The following is a 16,870-nucleotide window of genomic DNA, read 5'->3' on the forward strand; positions in this document are numbered from 1 at the left end:
CTGTCAGGACTCCTCATGGCCTGGTTCTGGTTCACGATCCCACGACAGACGCGGATCAAATGTCATCGCAGAAAACATTGTCATAATGACGACTAAAGCAAACATCAAAGCACCCATTGCAGGATAAATGTTCATTAACCCTCCCATGCGCACCAGCGCAGAGAGTACCGCAATCACAAATACGTCGATCATTGACCAGCGACCGACAAATTCCACAACTTCATAAATCAGGTGCATACGTTCACTGTCGCGTTTGCCGTGCCCTTTGGCGTCCCAGCATAGCCAGGCAATGGCGATCATTTTCAACGTCGGCACCATAATACTGGCGATAAAGATAACCGCAGCCACCGGATACGAGCCTTCGCTCCAGATTAAAACCACCCCCTCAAGTATGGTTGACGGCAGCTTTGACCCGAGCAAATCGGTAATCATAATCGGCAGAATATTGGCAGGAAGATAAAGCATGATTGACGTAAACAGTAATGCCAACGTCCATTGCAGACTGTTTTTACGCCGCACATAGCCTTTCGTCTGACAGCGTGGGCACACCCGTTCATCAGCGGGAAGTATTGCAGTGCAGCAAGAGCAGGAACGCAGTCCCTGTCGAATACCAGGCACGCCAGGTTTTAAGGCCTGCTTTATGACAGGCATTGGCGCAATATCATCCCATAGCCAGCGACGGTCAACGCACTGAAATGCACGCAACTGTAAAACGCAAAAGAAGCACCACGGAATAAAGCTGCTGCCCACGCCGATATCGCCGTAGGCCATCAGCTTAACAAAGCTCACCAGCACGCCGGCGAGGAAGATTTCTGCCATTCCCCAGCTTTTTAACTGAAACAAAATGCGCGCCAGCCATGCTTTAAGCCGCTCGGGCATCTGAACCCGGTTTACCAGTAGCAGGATCGTCAGCAGGCAAAAAGCCGGAACCAGCTGAACGAATAAGATAAAGAAGGTGCCGAGACTGGCGTAATCTTCAGAAAAGAGCACGCTGGGAATTTGCAGCAACGTCACTTCACTACTCACCCCTGCGACGTTCATATTCACAAAGGGAAAGAGGTTTGACAGCAGCAGCATAAATAGTGCGGCTAAAACATAGGCAGTGGGACGCTGCCGGGGCGCGTCCCACTCAACGGTTAACGTAGTGCCACATCGTGGACATGCCGCTTTCTGACCATGCTCAAGGCGAGGTAACGCCACCAGCATGTCACACTGCGAGCACAAAATATGCTTCGCGGCATGGTGATGTTCGCACATAGGTGCTCCTTTAATTATGCGCCATTCTTCAAAGACTCAAGATACTCCCAGCGCTCAAAGGCTTGCTCAAGTTCTTGTTCCGCTTCGTTCAAATTAGCTAACACCTGTTGCGTTTGCTCGTGAGGCTGACTGAAAAACGCGGCGTCAGCAACCTGAGCCTGTAAGGCTTCCAGCTTAGCTTCCAGTTCTTCAAGCAACGCGGGGAGCTGCTCCAGTTCGCGCTGCAGTTTATAGCTTAGTTTGCTGGTGCCGCGTTTGACAATTTCTGCTTTAGGAGCGGCTGGCTCCTCTGTTTTTTTCGCAACTGGCTGCTTAAACGCCACATACTGCGATTGCTGACTGCGCGCATCATGATAACCGCCGACATAACGACCAATTTTACCGCCGCCTTCGAAGATCCAGCATTCGGTCACGGTATTATCGACAAACTGACGGTCGTGGCTCACCAGCAGCACGGTGCCCTGGTAGCTATCAATCAATTCTTCGAGCAGTTCCAGCGTTTCGACGTCAAGATCGTTCGTTGGTTCATCGAGAATCAACAGATTGCTGGGTTTCAGGAACAAACGCGCCAATAACAGGCGATTACGTTCCCCGCCAGAGAGCGCACGTACTGGCGTCATCGCACGTTTTGGATGGAACAGGAAGTCCTGCAGGTAACCCAGCACATGGCGAGGTTTACCGTTAACCATCACCTCTTGCTTACCTTCAGCCAGGTTGTCCATCACGGTTTTATCGGGATCCAGTTCGGCGCGGTGCTGATCGAAATAGGCCACTTCCAGCTTGGTACCGACGTGAATGCGTCCGCTGTCAGCCTGAAGCTGACCTAACATCAACTTCAGCAGCGTTGTTTTGCCGCAGCCGTTAGGTCCGATTAGCGCGATCTTGTCGCTACGCTGCACCTGCGCGGAGAAATCTTTCACCAGCTGCTTTCCGTCAACCTGGTAATCCACATTCTCCATTTCGAAAACAATCTTGCCTGAACGGCTAGCCTCTTCGACTTGCATCTTCGCTGTGCCCATTACTTCGCGACGTTCGCCACGCTCGCGACGCATGGCTTTCAGTGCGCGCACGCGACCTTCGTTACGCGTACGACGCGCTTTGATACCCTGACGGATCCAGACTTCTTCCTGCGCCAACTTGCGGTCAAATTCCGCGTTTTGTAACTCTTCTACGCGCAACGCTTCTTCTTTATCCAGCAGATACTGATCGTAACTCCCCGGATAGGTCACCAGCTTGCCGCGGTCAAGATCGACAATACGCGTCGCCATATTGCGGATAAATGAACGGTCATGGGAAATGAAAATAATTGTCCCATCGAAGGTTTTCAGGAACCCTTCCAGCCAGTCAATGGTTTCAATATCCAGGTGGTTCGTCGGTTCATCTAACAGCAGCACGCGCGGGTTGCTCACTAACGCGCGGCCCAGCGCCGCCTTACGTAGCCAGCCGCCGGAAAGCGATGCCAGCTCCATGTCTGCTTCCAGGCCAAGCTGTTCCAGTACTTCATTAATACGGTTTTCCAGCTGCCACAGATTGTGGTGATCCAGCTGTTCCTGAACCTTCGCCAGTTCCTGGAGGTTTTTATCACTCGGATCGGCGATCACCAGATGCGAGATATCGTGATAACGCTTGAGGTAAACCGCCTGTTCTGCAATCCCTTCGGCGACAAAATCGTAGACGCTACCCTGCACGTTGCGCGGCGGATCCTGCTGCAGACGCGCCACAACCAGATCCTGCTCATAAATAATACGCCCATCGTCAAGACCCTGTTCACGGTTCAGGATCTTCATCAGCGTCGATTTGCCCGCGCCATTACGGCCAACCAGACAGACCCGCTCGTTATCTTCGATATGCAGTTCAGCATTATCAAGAAGCGGCGCATCGCTGAACGACAGCCATGCACCATGCATACTGATTAATGACATTTAATTTTCCTTTCAGGCTGCGGTAATCAGCCAGCAATTGTGGATCTGACGGTTACGGGCAAAGTCCTGGGAAAGCGTTTTTTGGGTGATTTCTTGTGCTTTCAATCCCAGTTCAGCCAAACCGTCGAGATCCATACGGAACCCACGTTTGTTGTTGGAGAACATGATCGTGCCGTCTTTACGCAGCAGACGTTTCAGATCTTTCATCAGCGCCAGATGATCGCGCTGCACATCAAACGAGTCTTCCATACGTTTTGAGTTAGAGAACGTCGGTGGATCGATGAAAATCAGATCAAACTGTTCATTGGCATCACGCAACCAGCCCAGGCAATCGGCCTGAATTAAACGGTGAGCGCGACCGCTCAGGCCGTTCAGACGCAGGTTGCGTTCCGCCCATTCCAGATAGGTACGCGACATATCAACCGTCGTGGTGCTACGCGCACCGCCCAATCCTGCATGTACGCTGGCGCTGCCGGTGTAGGAGAACAGGTTAAGGAAGTCCTTACCTTTACTCATCTGCCCCAGCATACGGCGCGCAATACGGTGATCGAGGAATAAACCCGTATCAAGGTAGTCAGTCAGGTTCACCCACAGGCGCGCGTTGTACTCGCTTACCTCAATGAATTCACCCTTCTCATTCATCTTCTGATACTGATTCTTGCCTTTCTGGCGTTCACGGGTTTTCAGCACCAGTTTATTGGGCGCGATTTCCAGTACTGACAGCGTTGCGGCAATAATGTCAAACAGGCGTTGGCGCGCTTTTTGCGCATCAACGGTCTTCGGTGGAGCATATTCCTGAACCACGACCCACTCACCGTAACGATCCACAGCAACGTTGTATTCCGGCAGATCAGCGTCATACAGGCGATAACATTCAATGCCTTCCTGACGCGCCCATTTTTCCAGTTTCTTGATGTTCTTGCGCAGGCGGTTAGCATAATCTTCCGCGACCGTGGCAGGCTTGCTGTCCGCGGTGATCTCTGCAACGTGATAGTTTTTCTGCACACAATCCAGCGGGCCGTTTTTCGCCTTGAACTGCTTGTCGGCACGTAATTGCAGGCTGCTGAGCAGATCCGGAGAGGCGCTGAACAGCGACAAATTCCAGCCGCCAAACTGGTTTTTCATCGTACGGCCCAGCAAGCTGTGCAGGGCAATCAGCGCCGGTTCGCTATCCAGACGTTCGCCGTAAGGCGGGTTACTGATAACTGTCCCATACGGTCCTTTCGGCAACGGATTGCTCAGTTTGGCGACATCTTTAACGTCAAACGTCATCAGATCGGCGATACCGGCGCGGCGAGCGTTACTGCGCGCTTTTTCAATCACTCGCGCATCGCTGTCGGATCCATAAAAATGCGAGGTATAGTCAGCCAGTCCCTTACGCGCACGCACCTGCGCTTCGGCTTTAACTTCTTGCCAGACGGCTTCGTCGTGCTGCGTCCAACCGCTGAAGCCCCAGTACCCGCGGTGCAGGCCCGGCGCGCGATCGGTTGCCCACATCGCCGCTTCAATCAGCAGTGTGCCGGAACCACACATCGGATCGAGTAACGGGGTTCCCGGTTGCCAGCCAGAACGCATAACAATAGCGGCGGCCAGCGTTTCTTTAATCGGTGCCTGACCCGCGCGATCGCGATAGCCACGCTGGTGCAAACCATCACCGCTCAGATCGAGCGCAATGCTGGCGGTATCTTTGTTCAACCAGACGTTGATGCGCAAATCCGGAGATTCACGATCCACATTCGGACGCGGCATATTTTTACGGGTAAATGCATCGACAATCGCATCCTTGACCTTTAGCGCACCGTACTGGCTGTTACGAATGGTTTCGTTCAGGCCGCTAAAATGAACGGCAAACGTAGCACCAGGGTTAAATATCTCTGTCCAGTCGATTGCCTGAACGCCGAGGTACAGATCAAGATCGCTGTAGACCTTGCACTCTCCCATCGGCAGGATAATGCGCGAGGCCAGGCGACTCCACATCAGGCTCTGGTAAACAAGCCGCGTGTCGCCCTTAAAATGGACCCCACCCTGAACGACCTGACACTCCAGCGCGCCGAGGTTTTCCAGTTCAGTTTTTAACAGCTCTTCCAGCCCGCGGGCCGTACTGGCAAACAGAGAATTCATAATGTCACTTTTACTCCGAGAAAATTGCTGCGCATTATAGCTAATATGGGCTGTATGTCATAAAGTTGAAGGCTTATTTTCATTCGAGGGGCTGTACAGTGGTCACGTTAACCCGACTTTTTATTCATCCGGTTAAATCAATGCGCGGCATTGGGCTTACGCATGCCCTGGCAGATATTAGCGGTCTCGCCTTTGATCGCATATTTATGATCACTGAACCTGACGGAACGTTCATAACCGCCCGCCAGTTCCCACAAATGGTCCGTTTTACGCCTTCCCCATTCCACGATGGGCTGCATCTTACGGCTCCAGACGGCAGCAGTGCGCTCGTACGGTTTGCCGACTTCGCCACCCAGGATGCGCCAACTGAAGTATGGGGTAATCATTTTACCGCGCGCATTGCGCCAGTGGCTATTAACCAGTGGCTTAGCAGTTTTTTCTCCCGTGACGTGCAGCTACGCTGGGTCGGTCCGCAGCTGACGCGCCGTGTAAAACGACATGTTGATGTTCCTTTATCCTTCGCTGATGGTTATCCCTATCTGCTGGCCAACGAAGCATCCCTGCGCGATGTGCAACAGCGCTGTCCGGCAAGCGTCAAAATGGAACAGTTTCGCCCCAATCTGGTGGTTTCGGGAGCTGCCGCCTGGGAAGAAGATACCTGGAAAGTGATTCGTATTGGCGACGTCATTTTTGATGTTGCAAAACCCTGTAGCCGCTGTATTTTCACTACCGTTAGCCCGGAAAAAGGCCAGAAACATCCATCCGGCGAACCGCTCGCAACACTGCAAACCTTCCGTACTGCGGTAGATAATGGCGATGTCGATTTCGGCCAGAATCTTATCGCACGCAACAGTGGCGTTATTCGCGTCGGCGATGAGGTAGAGATTTTGGCAACCGGCCCCGCCAGGGCGTACGGCGCAGCGGAATTAGACGACACTGCACCCGAACAACAACCTGATGCCACGGTGCTTATTGACTGGCAGGGACAGACCTTTCGCGGAAATAATCAGCAGGTATTGCTTGAGCAGTTGGAAAACCAGGGTATCCGGGTTCCCTATTCATGCCGGGCAGGCATTTGTGGATGCTGTCGAATTCGACTGGTAGATGGCGAAGTTAGCCCGTTGAAGAAATCAGCGATAGGGGACGACGGAACGATTCTGTGCTGCAGCTGTGTTCCCAAAACAGCAATCAGGCTGGAGAGCTAAACCGCCTGCTCAAGGCTGAAACTGTCAACTACTGCCTGCGGTTTCAGTCTGTCATTCATTATTTTAATCGCATCGCCAAGCTGCATCGTACGCCCGGCGATAACCACACCAGGTTGCGCAAGCAGACAAAGCGCGGCGTTTTCACCCGGCTCAACCACTAACAGGTTTACCTGTTCATCGGTATCGCTTAAATCAACACAGGCAGCGTCACCCACGACCGGTGACCAGTTAATACCGTGTGCAACAAAGTGCCAGCTTTTCGGCATCTGCGGTTTGAGATAACGAATCGCCACCAGCGCATTGAGCACCAGTTCCGCTTTTTGTTCTTTGGCTAAATCCAGGTAGCGACATTTTTCTTCAAAGGAAAAATAAAGCGCGGCGTCATCAACACAAAAACCTGACGGAGAAAATGCATCAGGAGTGAGCATTTTACGAGCAAAACGCGAACGGAATAACATGCCATTGGCTAAATCGAGCATCATACGATCGTGCTCTTCATCATAATACCAGCGCCAGTTATCGTCGGGTTTAATTCGCATCAGTTTCTCTCCTTTCCTTAATCATCACCGTTACGACAGTATCCTTTTGCCGCTTCGTTTATTGCCCTAATAATAAAAGCTCAGAATGTTTAAATAAGCAACAGTAAAGGAATATAAAACAACCAGGGCTAGAAATAAAGCCCTGGTTTGTGATTAAGGTAGCATTCAGATATTGCTGACGATTTCTTTTATCAACGGCGGACCTTTAAAAATAAAGCCCGAATAAATCTGTACGAGGGTGGCACCAGCAGCTATTTTCTCACGTGCAGCAATCACCGAGTCGATACCACCAACACCAATAATCGGCAGCTGGCCTTTTAATTCCTGAGACAACTGGCGAATAATTTCTGTACTTTTTAATTGTAACGGTCGACCGCTCAGGCCACCCATTTGATCGCAATTTTTCATTCCTTGAACGAGAGAACGATCGAGCGTAGTGTTAGTCGCAATTACGCCATCAATATTATGACGAACTAAACTGTCAGCAACCTGGATCAGTTCTTCCACAGAAAGATCCGGCGCGATCTTTACCGCCACTGGAACATATTTATGGTGGATCGCTTGCAGATCATTTTGCTTATTTTTAATTGCCGTCAGAAGATCGTCTAGCGCCTCGCCGTATTGCAGCGTACGTAATCCCGGCGTATTCGGTGAAGAGATATTAATCGCGATATAACCCGCATAAGCATAGACTTTTTCCATACAAATCAGATAGTCATCTTTGCCGTTCTCTACTGGGGTATCTTTATTCTTACCAATATTAATCCCCAGAATACCGTCAAAATGCGATTTTTTAACGTTCTCAACCAGGTTATCAACCCCGTGGTTATTAAACCCCATACGGTTGATCAAACCTTCTGCATCGACCAGACGGAACAGACGCGGTTTATCGTTACCCGGCTGAGGGCGTGGCGTCACGGTACCAATCTCAATGGAACCAAATCCCATCGCGCCGAGCGCATCAATGCACTCCCCGTCTTTATCCAGTCCGGCAGCAAGCCCGAGCGGATTCTTAAACGTCAACCCCATACAGGTAACCGGTTTTGCCGGTACTTTCTGGCGCACAAGCGCTTCAAGCGGTGTGCCGGTAATGCGACGTAATTGCTGGAATGTCAATTCATGAGCGCGCTCTGGATCGAGCTGAAAAAGGGCTTTACGAACGAAGGGGTAGTACATGAACTCTCCTGGATTCCCGGTGTGCAAACCGGGGGCGTATTATGTGCGATCGCGAGCAAAAAGGGAATTGACCTGCGGCAATAAATAGCAATCGTTTTCCTGGTCCCTGCCTTTTTATTCAATTTCCAACTTTTCTATCCCGTATAAATCATTTCGATAAACAAAATCTCTCTGCCAGACTGCATAAATTGTTATCAATGTTAAGCAAAAGCAAACAATTAGTTATAAGGGGAGATTAAAATTATGCGCGTCATTACTCTGGCGGGAAGCCCACGCTTTCCCTCTCGCTCCAGCGCGTTACTGGAATATGCCCGAGAAAAACTAAACGGTCATGATGTCGAAGTCTTTCACTGGAACCTGCATAACTTTGCCCCGGAAGACCTAATCTATGCCCGTTTTGACAGTCCGGCGTTGAAGACATTTAGCGAACAATTGCAGGATGCAGACGGGCTGATTGTCGCCACGCCGGTCTATAAAGCCGCTTACTCTGGCGCCCTGAAAACCCTGCTCGATCTGCTCCCCGAGCGAGCGCTGGAAGGGAAAGTAGTTTTGCCGTTGGCTACCGGCGGCAGCGTGGCGCATTTGCTTGCCGTCGATTACGCGCTGAAACCGGTACTGAGCGCATTAAAGGCCCAGGAGATCCTGCACGGTGTGTTTGCCGATGATTCGCAGGTAATTGATTATCAACATAAACCTCAGTTTACGCCCAACCTTCAGCAGCGTCTGGACAGTGCGCTTGATACCTTCTGGCTGGCGTTGCATCGTCGCGATGTCCAACTTCCTCAACTGAACACCCTGCGAGGTGCCGCCCATGCTTGATCTTCTCAAGCGTCACACGTCATGGCTGGCACTGAGTGGGTTGTTGTCGTTGTCAACTCTGGGGCATGCCGCAGAATCGGCCCCCGATGCCCTGCGTATTGGTTACCAGAAAGGAAGCGTCAGTATGGTGCTGGCCAAAAGCCATCAGCTACTGGAGAAACGCTATCCGCAGACTAAAATCTCGTGGGTCGAATTCCCGGCTGGGCCGCAAATGCTGGAAGCGCTCAACATCGGCAGTATCGATCTCGGCAGCACCGGTGATATTCCGCCAATTTTCGCCCAGGCTGCCGGAGCCGATCTGGTTTACGTGGGCGTCGAGCCGCCCAAGCCGAAAGCAGAAGTGATTCTGGTGCCGAAAAATAGCCCGATCCAGAGCGTCGCGCAGCTTAAAGGACATAAAGTCGCCTTCCAGAAAGGGTCCAGCGCCCACAATTTACTGCTCCGGGCGCTGCAGCAGGCCGGACTGAAATTTACCGATATTCAACCGACCTATCTGACTCCCGCCGACGCGCGAGCAGCCTTTCAGCAAGGAAACGTTGATGCATGGGCTATCTGGGACCCCTATTATTCCGCCGCGTTACTGCAAGGTGATGTACGCGTGCTAAAAGACGGCTCAGACCTCAAGCAAACCGGTTCGTTTTATCTCGCCGCCCGTCCCTATGCCGAGAAAAATGGCGCATTTGTTCTTGGCGTACTGGATACCTTTAGCCAGGCCGATGCGTTAACCCTCAGCCAGCGCCAGCAAAGTATTACCCTGCTGGCCAAAACCATGGGACTGCCAGCACCGGTGATTGCGTCTTATCTGGATCACCGTCCGCCAACCACCATTGTGCCAGTCAACGCCTCTGTTGCAGCCCTGCAACAACAAACCGCCGATCTGTTTTATGACAACCGTCTGGTGCCGAAAAAAATCGATATTCGCCAGCGTATCTGGCAACCCACTCAGCAGGCAGGAGAAAAATTATGAGTCTGAACATGTTTTGGTTTTTACCCACCCATGGTGACGGTCATTATCTTGGAACGGAAGAAGGTTCGCGCCCTGTCGATCACGGTTATCTGCAACAAATCGCGCAAACGGCCGATCGTCTTGGGTTTACCGGCGTTCTGATCCCAACAGGTCGCTCTTGCGAAGATGCCTGGCTGGTCGCCGCCTCGATGATCCCGGTCACCCAGCGATTAAAGTTTCTGGTCGCGCTGCGTCCAAGCGTTACCTCGCCAACGGTTGCCGCACGTCAGGCTGCAACGCTCGACAGACTCTCAAATGGCCGGGCGTTATTTAACCTGGTGACCGGCAGCGATCCACAGGAGCTGGCAGGCGACGGCGTGTTCCTCGATCACACCGAGCGCTATGAAGCCTCTGCTGAATTTACTCAGGTCTGGCGGCGCTTGCTGCAAGGTGAAACGGTGGATTTCAACGGCAAACATATTCACGTCCGCGGCGCGAAGCTGTTTTTCCCTCCCGTACAACAACCCCGACCACCGCTTTATTTCGGCGGCTCGTCTGATGTCGCACAAGATCTTGCTGCAGAACAGGTTGATCTCTACCTGACCTGGGGCGAGCCTCCCGAACAGGTGAAAGCGAAGATTGAACAGGTGCGGGCCAAAGCAGCGGCGCTCGGGCGTAAGATTCGCTTCGGTATTCGTCTGCATGTGATCGTACGAGAGACAACGCACGAGGCATGGCAGGCAGCGGATCGTCTGATAGCCCATCTGGATGACGACACCATCGCCAAAGCCCAGGCCGCCTTCTCAAAAACGGATTCGGTTGGTCAGCAGCGAATGGCTGCACTGCACAACGGTAAACGCGACAAACTGGAAATTAGCCCGAACCTGTGGGCAGGGGTAGGACTGGTACGCGGTGGCGCAGGGACCGCACTGGTTGGAGACGGTCCTACGGTCGCAGCACGTATTAACGAGTATGCCGCGCTGGGAATCGACAGCTTTGTGCTGTCCGGCTATCCGCATCTGGAAGAAGCGTACAAGGTTGGTGAGCTGCTGTTCCCGCATCTGGATGTCGCGATACCAGAAATTCCGCAACCGCAGCGCCTGCAACAGCAAGGAGAAGCGGTTGCAAACGAATTCATCCCGCGCAAAGTCGCACAAAGCTAAGGAGCGGCTAATGGCAACGACGAAAAACAGATGGTTATTGCGCCTCGCGCCCTGGTTTTTACCGGTAGGTCTGGTGGCGCTCTGGCAGCTCGCATCATCAATGGGCTGGCTGTCCAACCGCATACTGCCCTCTCCAGAGGGTGTTATCGAAGCCTTCTGGACGCTTTCCGCCAGCGGCGAGCTTTGGCAGCATCTGGCCATCAGTTCCTGGCGCGCGCTGATCGGATTCTCCATCGGTGGATCGATTGGCCTGACGCTGGGACTGATCAGCGGTCTTTCGCGTTGGGGAGAACGCCTGCTAGATACCTCGGTGCAGATGCTGCGTAACGTACCGCATCTGGCGCTGATCCCACTGGTGATTTTGTGGTTCGGCATTGATGAATCCGCCAAGATCTTTCTCGTTGCGTTGGGCACGCTGTTTCCGATTTACATCAACACCTGGCATGGGATCCGTAATATCGATCGTGGGCTGGTAGAAATGGCGCGTAGCTATGGGTTGTCCGGCTTTTCACTGTTTGTTCATGTCATCCTCCCTGGCGCTCTGCCCTCAATTATGGTCGGCGTGCGTTTCGCTCTCGGGCTGATGTGGCTGACGCTTATCGTCGCAGAAACCATTTCAGCCAATGCCGGTATTGGCTACCTGGCGATGAACGCCCGCGAATTTCTGCAAACCGATGTGGTCGTGGTGGCCATTATTCTCTACGCCTTACTCGGCAAACTTGCCGACGTCAGCGCCCAATTGCTGGAGCGAGTCTGGCTGCGCTGGCACCCGGCTTACCATATAAAGGAGGCTACCGTATGAATACCGCTCGCTTGAACCAAGGTACGCCGCTGTTGCTGAGCGCCGTGACAAAACAATACGCCGCCAATACGGTGCTCAATCAGTTAGATTTGCATATACAGGCCGGGCAATTCGTTGCCGTGGTTGGCCGCAGCGGTGGTGGTAAAAGCACGTTGCTGCGTCTGCTGGCAGGGTTGGAGTCGCCCACCTCAGGCGCATTACTTGCCGGAACCACCCCACTGGCGGAAATTCAGGATGATACGCGTATGATGTTTCAGGATGCGCGTCTGCTGCCATGGAAGACGGTTATCGATAACGTCGGTCTGGGTCTGAAAGGTCACTGGCACAATGCAGCCCGAGATGCGCTGGCCGCCGTTGGACTGGAGAATCGTGCTCAGGAGTGGCCCGCAGCGCTTTCTGGCGGACAAAAACAGCGCGTGGCCCTGGCCCGGGCATTAATTCATCGTCCTGGTCTGCTGCTGCTGGATGAACCCCTCGGCGCACTGGATGCCTTAACCCGCCTTGAAATGCAGGAGCTGATCGTCTCTTTATGGCAAGAGCACGGCTTTACCGTACTGTTGGTCACCCATGACGTCAGCGAAGCGGTAACAATGGCCGATCGCGTTTTGCTGATTGAGGACGGAAAAATCGGGCTGGATTTAACGGTGGATATTGCACGACCTCGCCGGATTGGTACCGTGCGTTTGACAGAACTGGAAGCCGAGGTGTTGAACCGGGTGATGCAGCGTGGCGACAATGAAGTTCAGCTACGCAAGCAAGGTTAAAAATGCCGGATGGCGCTACCGCTTATCCGGCCTACGCGTGAATGGTAGGCCGGACCCATCCGGCAATATTATCAGGCTAACGCTTTAGAGATCTTTTCGAACAGATCGCCTGACAGATTCTCCAGACCTTTCAGCTGTTCCAGCGCCGCACGCATCTTCGCCTGACGTTTTGCATCATAACGTTTTAAGCGAATCAGCGGCTCAATCAGGCGTGACGCCACCTGCGGGTTACGGCTGTTGAGCTCAGTCAGCATGTCAACCAGGAACTGATAACCGCTACCATCTTCCGCATGGAATGCTGCCGGGTTGCTGCCCGCGAAGGCACCGATCAGCGAACGGATGCGGTTTGGGTTACTCATGCTAAAAGAGCGATGCTTCAACAGGCCGCGTACCGTTTCCAGCACGTTTCTAGCCGGGCTGGTGGATTGCAGGATAAACCATTTATCCATCACCAGACCGTCATGGTGCCACTTATTGTCATACTCCTGCATCAACGCGTCACGACAAGGAAGCTGCGCCGCGACTGCCGCGGATAGCGCCGCCAGCGCATCGGTCATATTGTTCGCTTCACGGTACTGCTTGCTTACCAGCGTGTCAGCCAGATGGGTTTCGCCAAAGGCCAGGAATCGCAGGCAGGCGTTACGCAGCGTACGCTTGCCAATATCGGCATGCTCAACGCGGTACTCATCAAGATGATTAGCGTTATAGATGGCGAGGAATTCATCCGCCAGCTCGGCGGCCAGCGTGCGGGTTAACGCTTCGCGTACTTCGGTTATCGCCACCGGATCAATGATGTCGAACAGTTCGGCAATTTCATTTACTGAAGGCAGCGTCAGGATCTCTGCCGCCAGCGCCGGATCGATTTTCTCATCCAGCAAAACTGCGCGGAATGCATCGGCCACGTGTACCGGCAGCGACAGCGGTTGTCCCTGCTGATGGCGGGCAACGTTGAGCTTAATGTAGGTCGCCAGCAGGCTTTGCGCCGCGTCCCAACGAGAGAAATCATTACGCGCGTGACGCATCAGGAAGGTCAGTTGCTGATCGCTCCATTTATATTCCAGTTTTACCGGCGCGGAGAATTCGCACAGCAGCGCCGGAACCGGCTGGAAGTAGACGTTATCAAAGACAAACGTCTGCTCTGCCTGGGTGACGTTGAGTACGGAATTCACCGGGTGCCCGCCTTTTTGTAGCGGGATCACTTTCCCTTCGTTGTCATACAACTCGAGAGCGAAAGGAATATGCAACGGCTGTTTTTCGGCCTGATCCGGCGTGGTCGGCGTGCGCTGGCTAATGGTCAGCGTGTACTGTTCAGTTGATGGGTTATAGTCATCACGCACGGTCAGAATCGGCGTACCGGACTGACTGTACCAGCGGCGGAAATGGGAGAGATCAACGTTAGACGCATCTTCCATCGCCTGCACAAAATCATCACAGGTTGCAGCGCTACCGTCGTGACGCTCAAAGTACAGCTGCATCCCTTTCTGGAAGTTAGCCTCACCCAGCAGGGTGTGGATCATACGAATCACTTCCGCACCCTTCTCGTACACGGTCAGGGTATAGAAGTTGTTCATTTCGATGACCATATCCGGGCGGATAGGATGCGCCATCGGGCTGGCGTCCTCAGCAAACTGCAGACCGCGCATGGTACGCACATTGCTGATGCGGTTTACCGCACGTGAGCCGAGATCGGAACTGAACTCCTGATCGCGGAACACAGTTAAACCCTCTTTCAGGCTCAACTGGAACCAGTCGCGACAGGTCACGCGGTTGCCGGTCCAGTTATGGAAATATTCGTGACCGATGACGCGCTCAATATCGAGGTAATCTTTGTCGGTGGCGGTATCGGTACGCGCCAGCACGTATTTGGAGTTAAAGATGTTCAGACCTTTATTCTCCATCGCGCCCATGTTGAAGAAATCCACAGCGACAATCATATAGATGTCGAGGTCATACTCGAGGCCAAAGCGCTCTTCATCCCATTTCATGGAGTTTTTCAGCGAGGTCATCGCCCATGGCGCGCGGTCCAGGTTACCGCGATCGACGTACAGTTCCAGTGCTACTTCACGCCCTGAGCGGGTAGTAAAAGTATCGCGCAGGACGTCAAAATCACCGGCCACCAGCGCAAATAAATAGCACGGTTTCGGGAATGGATCCTGCCACTGAACCCAGTGGCGACCATTTTCCAGTTCACCCTGCGCCACGCGGTTACCGTTGGAGAGCAGGAACGGATATTGCGTTTTATCGGCGATTATTTTGGTAGTAAAACGCGCCAGCACGTCCGGGCGATCAAGATACCAGGTAATATGGCGGAAACCTTCTGCTTCGCACTGGGTACACAGCGCATCGCCTGACTTGTACAGCCCTTCCAGCGCGGTATTCGCCGCTGGGCTAATTTCATTCACGATACGCAGCGTAAAACGTTCCGGCAGTTGATTGATGACCAGAGCGCCCTCTTCTTCTCTATACTCTGTCCACAGCTCGTCGTTTACGTGGATCGACACCAGCGTCAGATCTTCGCCATTCAGGCGCAGGGGCGCGTCGGACGCGCCATGACGGACAACCTGGCTCACTGCGGTGACCACGGTTTTTTCAGCATCCAGGTCAAAGGTCAAATCAATATCAGTAATCTGGTAATCCGGCGCACGATAGTCGTGACGGTATTTGGCTTGTGGCTGTTGTGTCATAAAAAAACCTTTAGCATCTTTAATAGAGTCTCGGCTTCAGTCTATTCCTGTTGCGTAAATCGCGCTACGCAGAATGTTCATCTTTTCAGGCACAAACACCCTTTTTGCTACATTTTTATAACACGTGGCACGAATTGCCCTCGACCAGAAAGAGAGCTTATGGTGTGATCGGGGTTCAATAAATCGCTAAACAGGGTATACTCCAGCGGTTTTCTTAGTTGTTTATTGTACTAAACGCTCCCGTGAGAGGATGCTACTGCGCACCTATGACACAATTCGCTTCTCCTGTTCTGCACTCGCTGCTGGATACAGACGCTTATAAGTTGCATATGCAGCAAGCCGTTTTTCACCACTACTATGACGTACAAGTAGCGGCTGAATTTCGTTGCCGTGGCGATGACCTGCTCGGTATTTATGCCGATTCTATTCGTGAGCAGGTGAATGCTATGCAGCACCTGCGACTGCAGGAGGATGAGTACCAGTGGCTCTCCAGCCTGCCTTTCTTTAAAGCTGATTACCTCACCTGGTTACGTGATTTCCGCTATAACCCGGAACAGGTTTGCGTCACCAATGATAACGGTAAGCTAAACATCCGCTTAACCGGTCCGTGGCGTGAAGTGATCATGTGGGAAGTCCCGCTGTTAGCGGTGATTAGCGAACTGGTACACCGTTACCGCTCACCTGAATCAGGCGTCCCGCAGGCACTCGATGAGCTGGAAAGCAAACTAGTAGAATTCTCTGCTTTAACAAAAGATGTCGATATGTCCCGCTTCCATTTGATGGATTTCGGTACGCGTCGTCGTTTTTCGCGCGAAGTACAGCAGGCTATCGTTAAACGCCTGCAGCAAGAGCCCTGGTTTGTCGGCACCAGTAACTACGATCTGGCCCGCCGCCTGTCATTAACCCCAATGGGTACGCAGGCGCATGAGTGGTTCCAGGCTCATCAGCAAATCAGTCCTGAACTTGCCACCAGCCAACGTGTAGCCCTGGCCGCCTGGTTAAATGAGTATCCTGATCAACTCGGCATTGCATTGACCGATTGCATCACCATGGACGCATTTTTACGCGACTTTGGCGTTGAGTTTGCGACCCGCTACCAGGGATTACGCCATGACTCAGGCGATCCGGTGGAATGGGGTGAAAAAGCCATCGCCCATTATGAAAAACTGGGTATTGATCCGCTGAGCAAAACGCTGGTCTTTTCAGATAACCTCGATCTGAAAAAAGCGATTGAACTCTACCGCCACTTCTCTTCCCGCGTACAGTTGAGTTTTGGTATTGGGACACGGCTAACATGCGACATTCCACAGGTTAAGCCGCTTAATATCGTAATTAAGCTGGTGGAATGTAACGGCAAACCAGTGGCGAAGTTATCTGACAGCCCGGGTAAAACCATCTGCCACGATAAAGCATTTGTTCGTGCACTGCGCAAAGCCTTCGATCTCCCGCATATTAAAAAAGCCAGTTAATCC

The 16,870-nt window shown here is 52.7% G+C and carries 13 protein-coding genes; 7 read left to right on the forward strand and 6 right to left on the reverse strand.

Going from position 1 to position 16,870, the window contains the following annotated elements; translation table 11 throughout:
* Positions 1-3: 3 nt before the first annotated feature.
* From pqiA to rlmKL, 3 genes are read right to left on the reverse strand one after another with little or no spacing between them, the layout of a single operon-like run.
* Positions 4-1,257: a membrane integrity-associated transporter subunit PqiA gene (gene pqiA, locus SK33_RS15145; RefSeq protein WP_003035862.1), complete on the reverse strand. Its 1,254-nt coding sequence runs from the start codon at positions 1,255-1,257 to the stop codon at positions 4-6.
* 14 nt (positions 1,258-1,271) lie between these two features.
* On the reverse strand, positions 1,272-3,179 hold the full coding sequence (locus SK33_RS15150; RefSeq protein WP_048219156.1) for an ABC transporter ATP-binding protein: 1,908 nt from the start codon (positions 3,177-3,179) through the stop codon (positions 1,272-1,274).
* Positions 3,180-3,191: 12 nt separating this feature from the next.
* Positions 3,192-5,300 (reverse strand): bifunctional 23S rRNA (guanine(2069)-N(7))-methyltransferase RlmK/23S rRNA (guanine(2445)-N(2))-methyltransferase RlmL, encoded by a 2,109-nt coding sequence (gene rlmKL, locus SK33_RS15155; protein WP_048219157.1) that lies wholly within the window; start codon positions 5,298-5,300, stop codon positions 3,192-3,194.
* A gap of 98 nt (positions 5,301-5,398) precedes the next feature.
* On the opposite strand from rlmKL, the gene SK33_RS15160 reads away from it, so the two are divergent.
* The gene (locus tag SK33_RS15160) at positions 5,399-6,505 is read left to right on the forward strand and encodes a YcbX family protein (RefSeq protein WP_048219158.1); all 1,107 of its coding nucleotides are present in this window, start codon (positions 5,399-5,401) and stop codon (positions 6,503-6,505) included.
* On the opposite strand, the gene zapC is transcribed toward SK33_RS15160, so the two are convergent.
* Positions 6,502-7,044, reverse strand: coding sequence for a cell division protein ZapC (gene zapC, locus SK33_RS15165; RefSeq protein WP_003035852.1), 543 nt, complete (start codon positions 7,042-7,044; stop codon positions 6,502-6,504). The genes SK33_RS15160 and zapC overlap by 4 nt on opposite strands.
* 165 nt (positions 7,045-7,209) lie before the next feature.
* Positions 7,210-8,220: a quinone-dependent dihydroorotate dehydrogenase gene (gene pyrD / locus SK33_RS15170; RefSeq protein ID WP_003831973.1), complete on the reverse strand. Its 1,011-nt coding sequence runs from the start codon at positions 8,218-8,220 to the stop codon at positions 7,210-7,212.
* Positions 8,221-8,463: 243 nt separating this feature from the next.
* Between pyrD and ssuE the strand changes: the two genes are divergently transcribed.
* From ssuE to ssuB, 5 genes are read left to right on the forward strand one after another with little or no spacing between them, the layout of a single operon-like run.
* Positions 8,464-9,039: an NADPH-dependent FMN reductase gene (ssuE, locus tag SK33_RS15175; RefSeq protein ID WP_003035849.1), complete on the forward strand. Its 576-nt coding sequence runs from the start codon at positions 8,464-8,466 to the stop codon at positions 9,037-9,039.
* Entirely contained in the window at positions 9,032-10,006 is a 975-nt protein-coding gene (locus tag SK33_RS15180; protein WP_048219160.1) for a sulfonate ABC transporter substrate-binding protein, read from the forward strand. The genes ssuE and SK33_RS15180 overlap by 8 nt, the downstream gene beginning before the upstream one ends.
* Positions 10,003-11,148 carry an FMNH2-dependent alkanesulfonate monooxygenase gene (gene ssuD, locus SK33_RS15185; RefSeq protein ID WP_048219161.1) on the forward strand — a complete coding sequence of 382 codons (1,146 nt, stop codon included), beginning with the start codon at positions 10,003-10,005 and terminating at the stop codon, positions 11,146-11,148. The genes SK33_RS15180 and ssuD overlap by 4 nt, the downstream gene beginning before the upstream one ends.
* A gap of 10 nt (positions 11,149-11,158) precedes the next feature.
* Entirely contained in the window at positions 11,159-11,950 is a 792-nt protein-coding gene (ssuC, locus tag SK33_RS15190; RefSeq protein WP_003035843.1) for an aliphatic sulfonate ABC transporter permease SsuC, read from the forward strand.
* The gene (ssuB, locus tag SK33_RS15195) at positions 11,947-12,714 is read left to right on the forward strand and encodes an aliphatic sulfonates ABC transporter ATP-binding protein (protein WP_048219162.1); all 768 of its coding nucleotides are present in this window, start codon (positions 11,947-11,949) and stop codon (positions 12,712-12,714) included. Before ssuC ends, ssuB begins: the two co-directional genes overlap by 4 nt.
* A gap of 71 nt (positions 12,715-12,785) precedes the next feature.
* On the opposite strand, the gene pepN is transcribed toward ssuB, so the two are convergent.
* A complete protein-coding gene (gene pepN, locus SK33_RS15200; protein WP_048219163.1) occupies positions 12,786-15,398 on the reverse strand; it encodes an aminopeptidase N in 2,613 nt (870 codons plus the stop codon).
* 266 nt (positions 15,399-15,664) lie between these two features.
* Between pepN and pncB the strand changes: the two genes are divergently transcribed.
* Positions 15,665-16,867, forward strand: coding sequence for a nicotinate phosphoribosyltransferase (gene pncB / locus SK33_RS15205; protein ID WP_048219164.1), 1,203 nt, complete (start codon positions 15,665-15,667; stop codon positions 16,865-16,867).
* Positions 16,868-16,870: the final 3 nt, after the last annotated feature.

This window comes from Citrobacter sp. MGH103, assembly GCF_001034475.2.
GTDB classification, from domain to species: Bacteria; Pseudomonadota; Gammaproteobacteria; order Enterobacterales; family Enterobacteriaceae; genus Citrobacter; species Citrobacter freundii.

Bases quoted from the DNA above. Each gene is read 5' to 3' on its own strand.
- pqiA (WP_003035862.1), bottom strand. From the start codon at position 1,257: ATGTGCGAACATCACCATGCCGCGAAGCATATTTTGTGCTCGCAGTGT.
- SK33_RS15150 (WP_048219156.1), bottom strand. From the start codon at position 3,179: ATGTCATTAATCAGTATGCATGGTGCATGGCTGTCGTTCAGCGATGCG.
- rlmKL (WP_048219157.1), bottom strand. From the start codon at position 5,300: ATGAATTCTCTGTTTGCCAGTACGGCCCGCGGGCTGGAAGAGCTGTTA.
- zapC (WP_003035852.1), bottom strand. From the start codon at position 7,044: ATGCGAATTAAACCCGACGATAACTGGCGCTGGTATTATGATGAAGAG.
- pyrD (WP_003831973.1), bottom strand. From the start codon at position 8,220: ATGTACTACCCCTTCGTTCGTAAAGCCCTTTTTCAGCTCGATCCAGAG.
- ssuE (WP_003035849.1), top strand. From the start codon at position 8,464: ATGCGCGTCATTACTCTGGCGGGAAGCCCACGCTTTCCCTCTCGCTCC.
- SK33_RS15180 (WP_048219160.1), top strand. From the start codon at position 9,032: ATGCTTGATCTTCTCAAGCGTCACACGTCATGGCTGGCACTGAGTGGG.
- ssuD (WP_048219161.1), top strand. From the start codon at position 10,003: ATGAGTCTGAACATGTTTTGGTTTTTACCCACCCATGGTGACGGTCAT.
- ssuC (WP_003035843.1), top strand. From the start codon at position 11,159: ATGGCAACGACGAAAAACAGATGGTTATTGCGCCTCGCGCCCTGGTTT.
- ssuB (WP_048219162.1), top strand. From the start codon at position 11,947: ATGAATACCGCTCGCTTGAACCAAGGTACGCCGCTGTTGCTGAGCGCC.
- pepN (WP_048219163.1), bottom strand. From the start codon at position 15,398: ATGACACAACAGCCACAAGCCAAATACCGTCACGACTATCGTGCGCCG.
- pncB (WP_048219164.1), top strand. From the start codon at position 15,665: ATGACACAATTCGCTTCTCCTGTTCTGCACTCGCTGCTGGATACAGAC.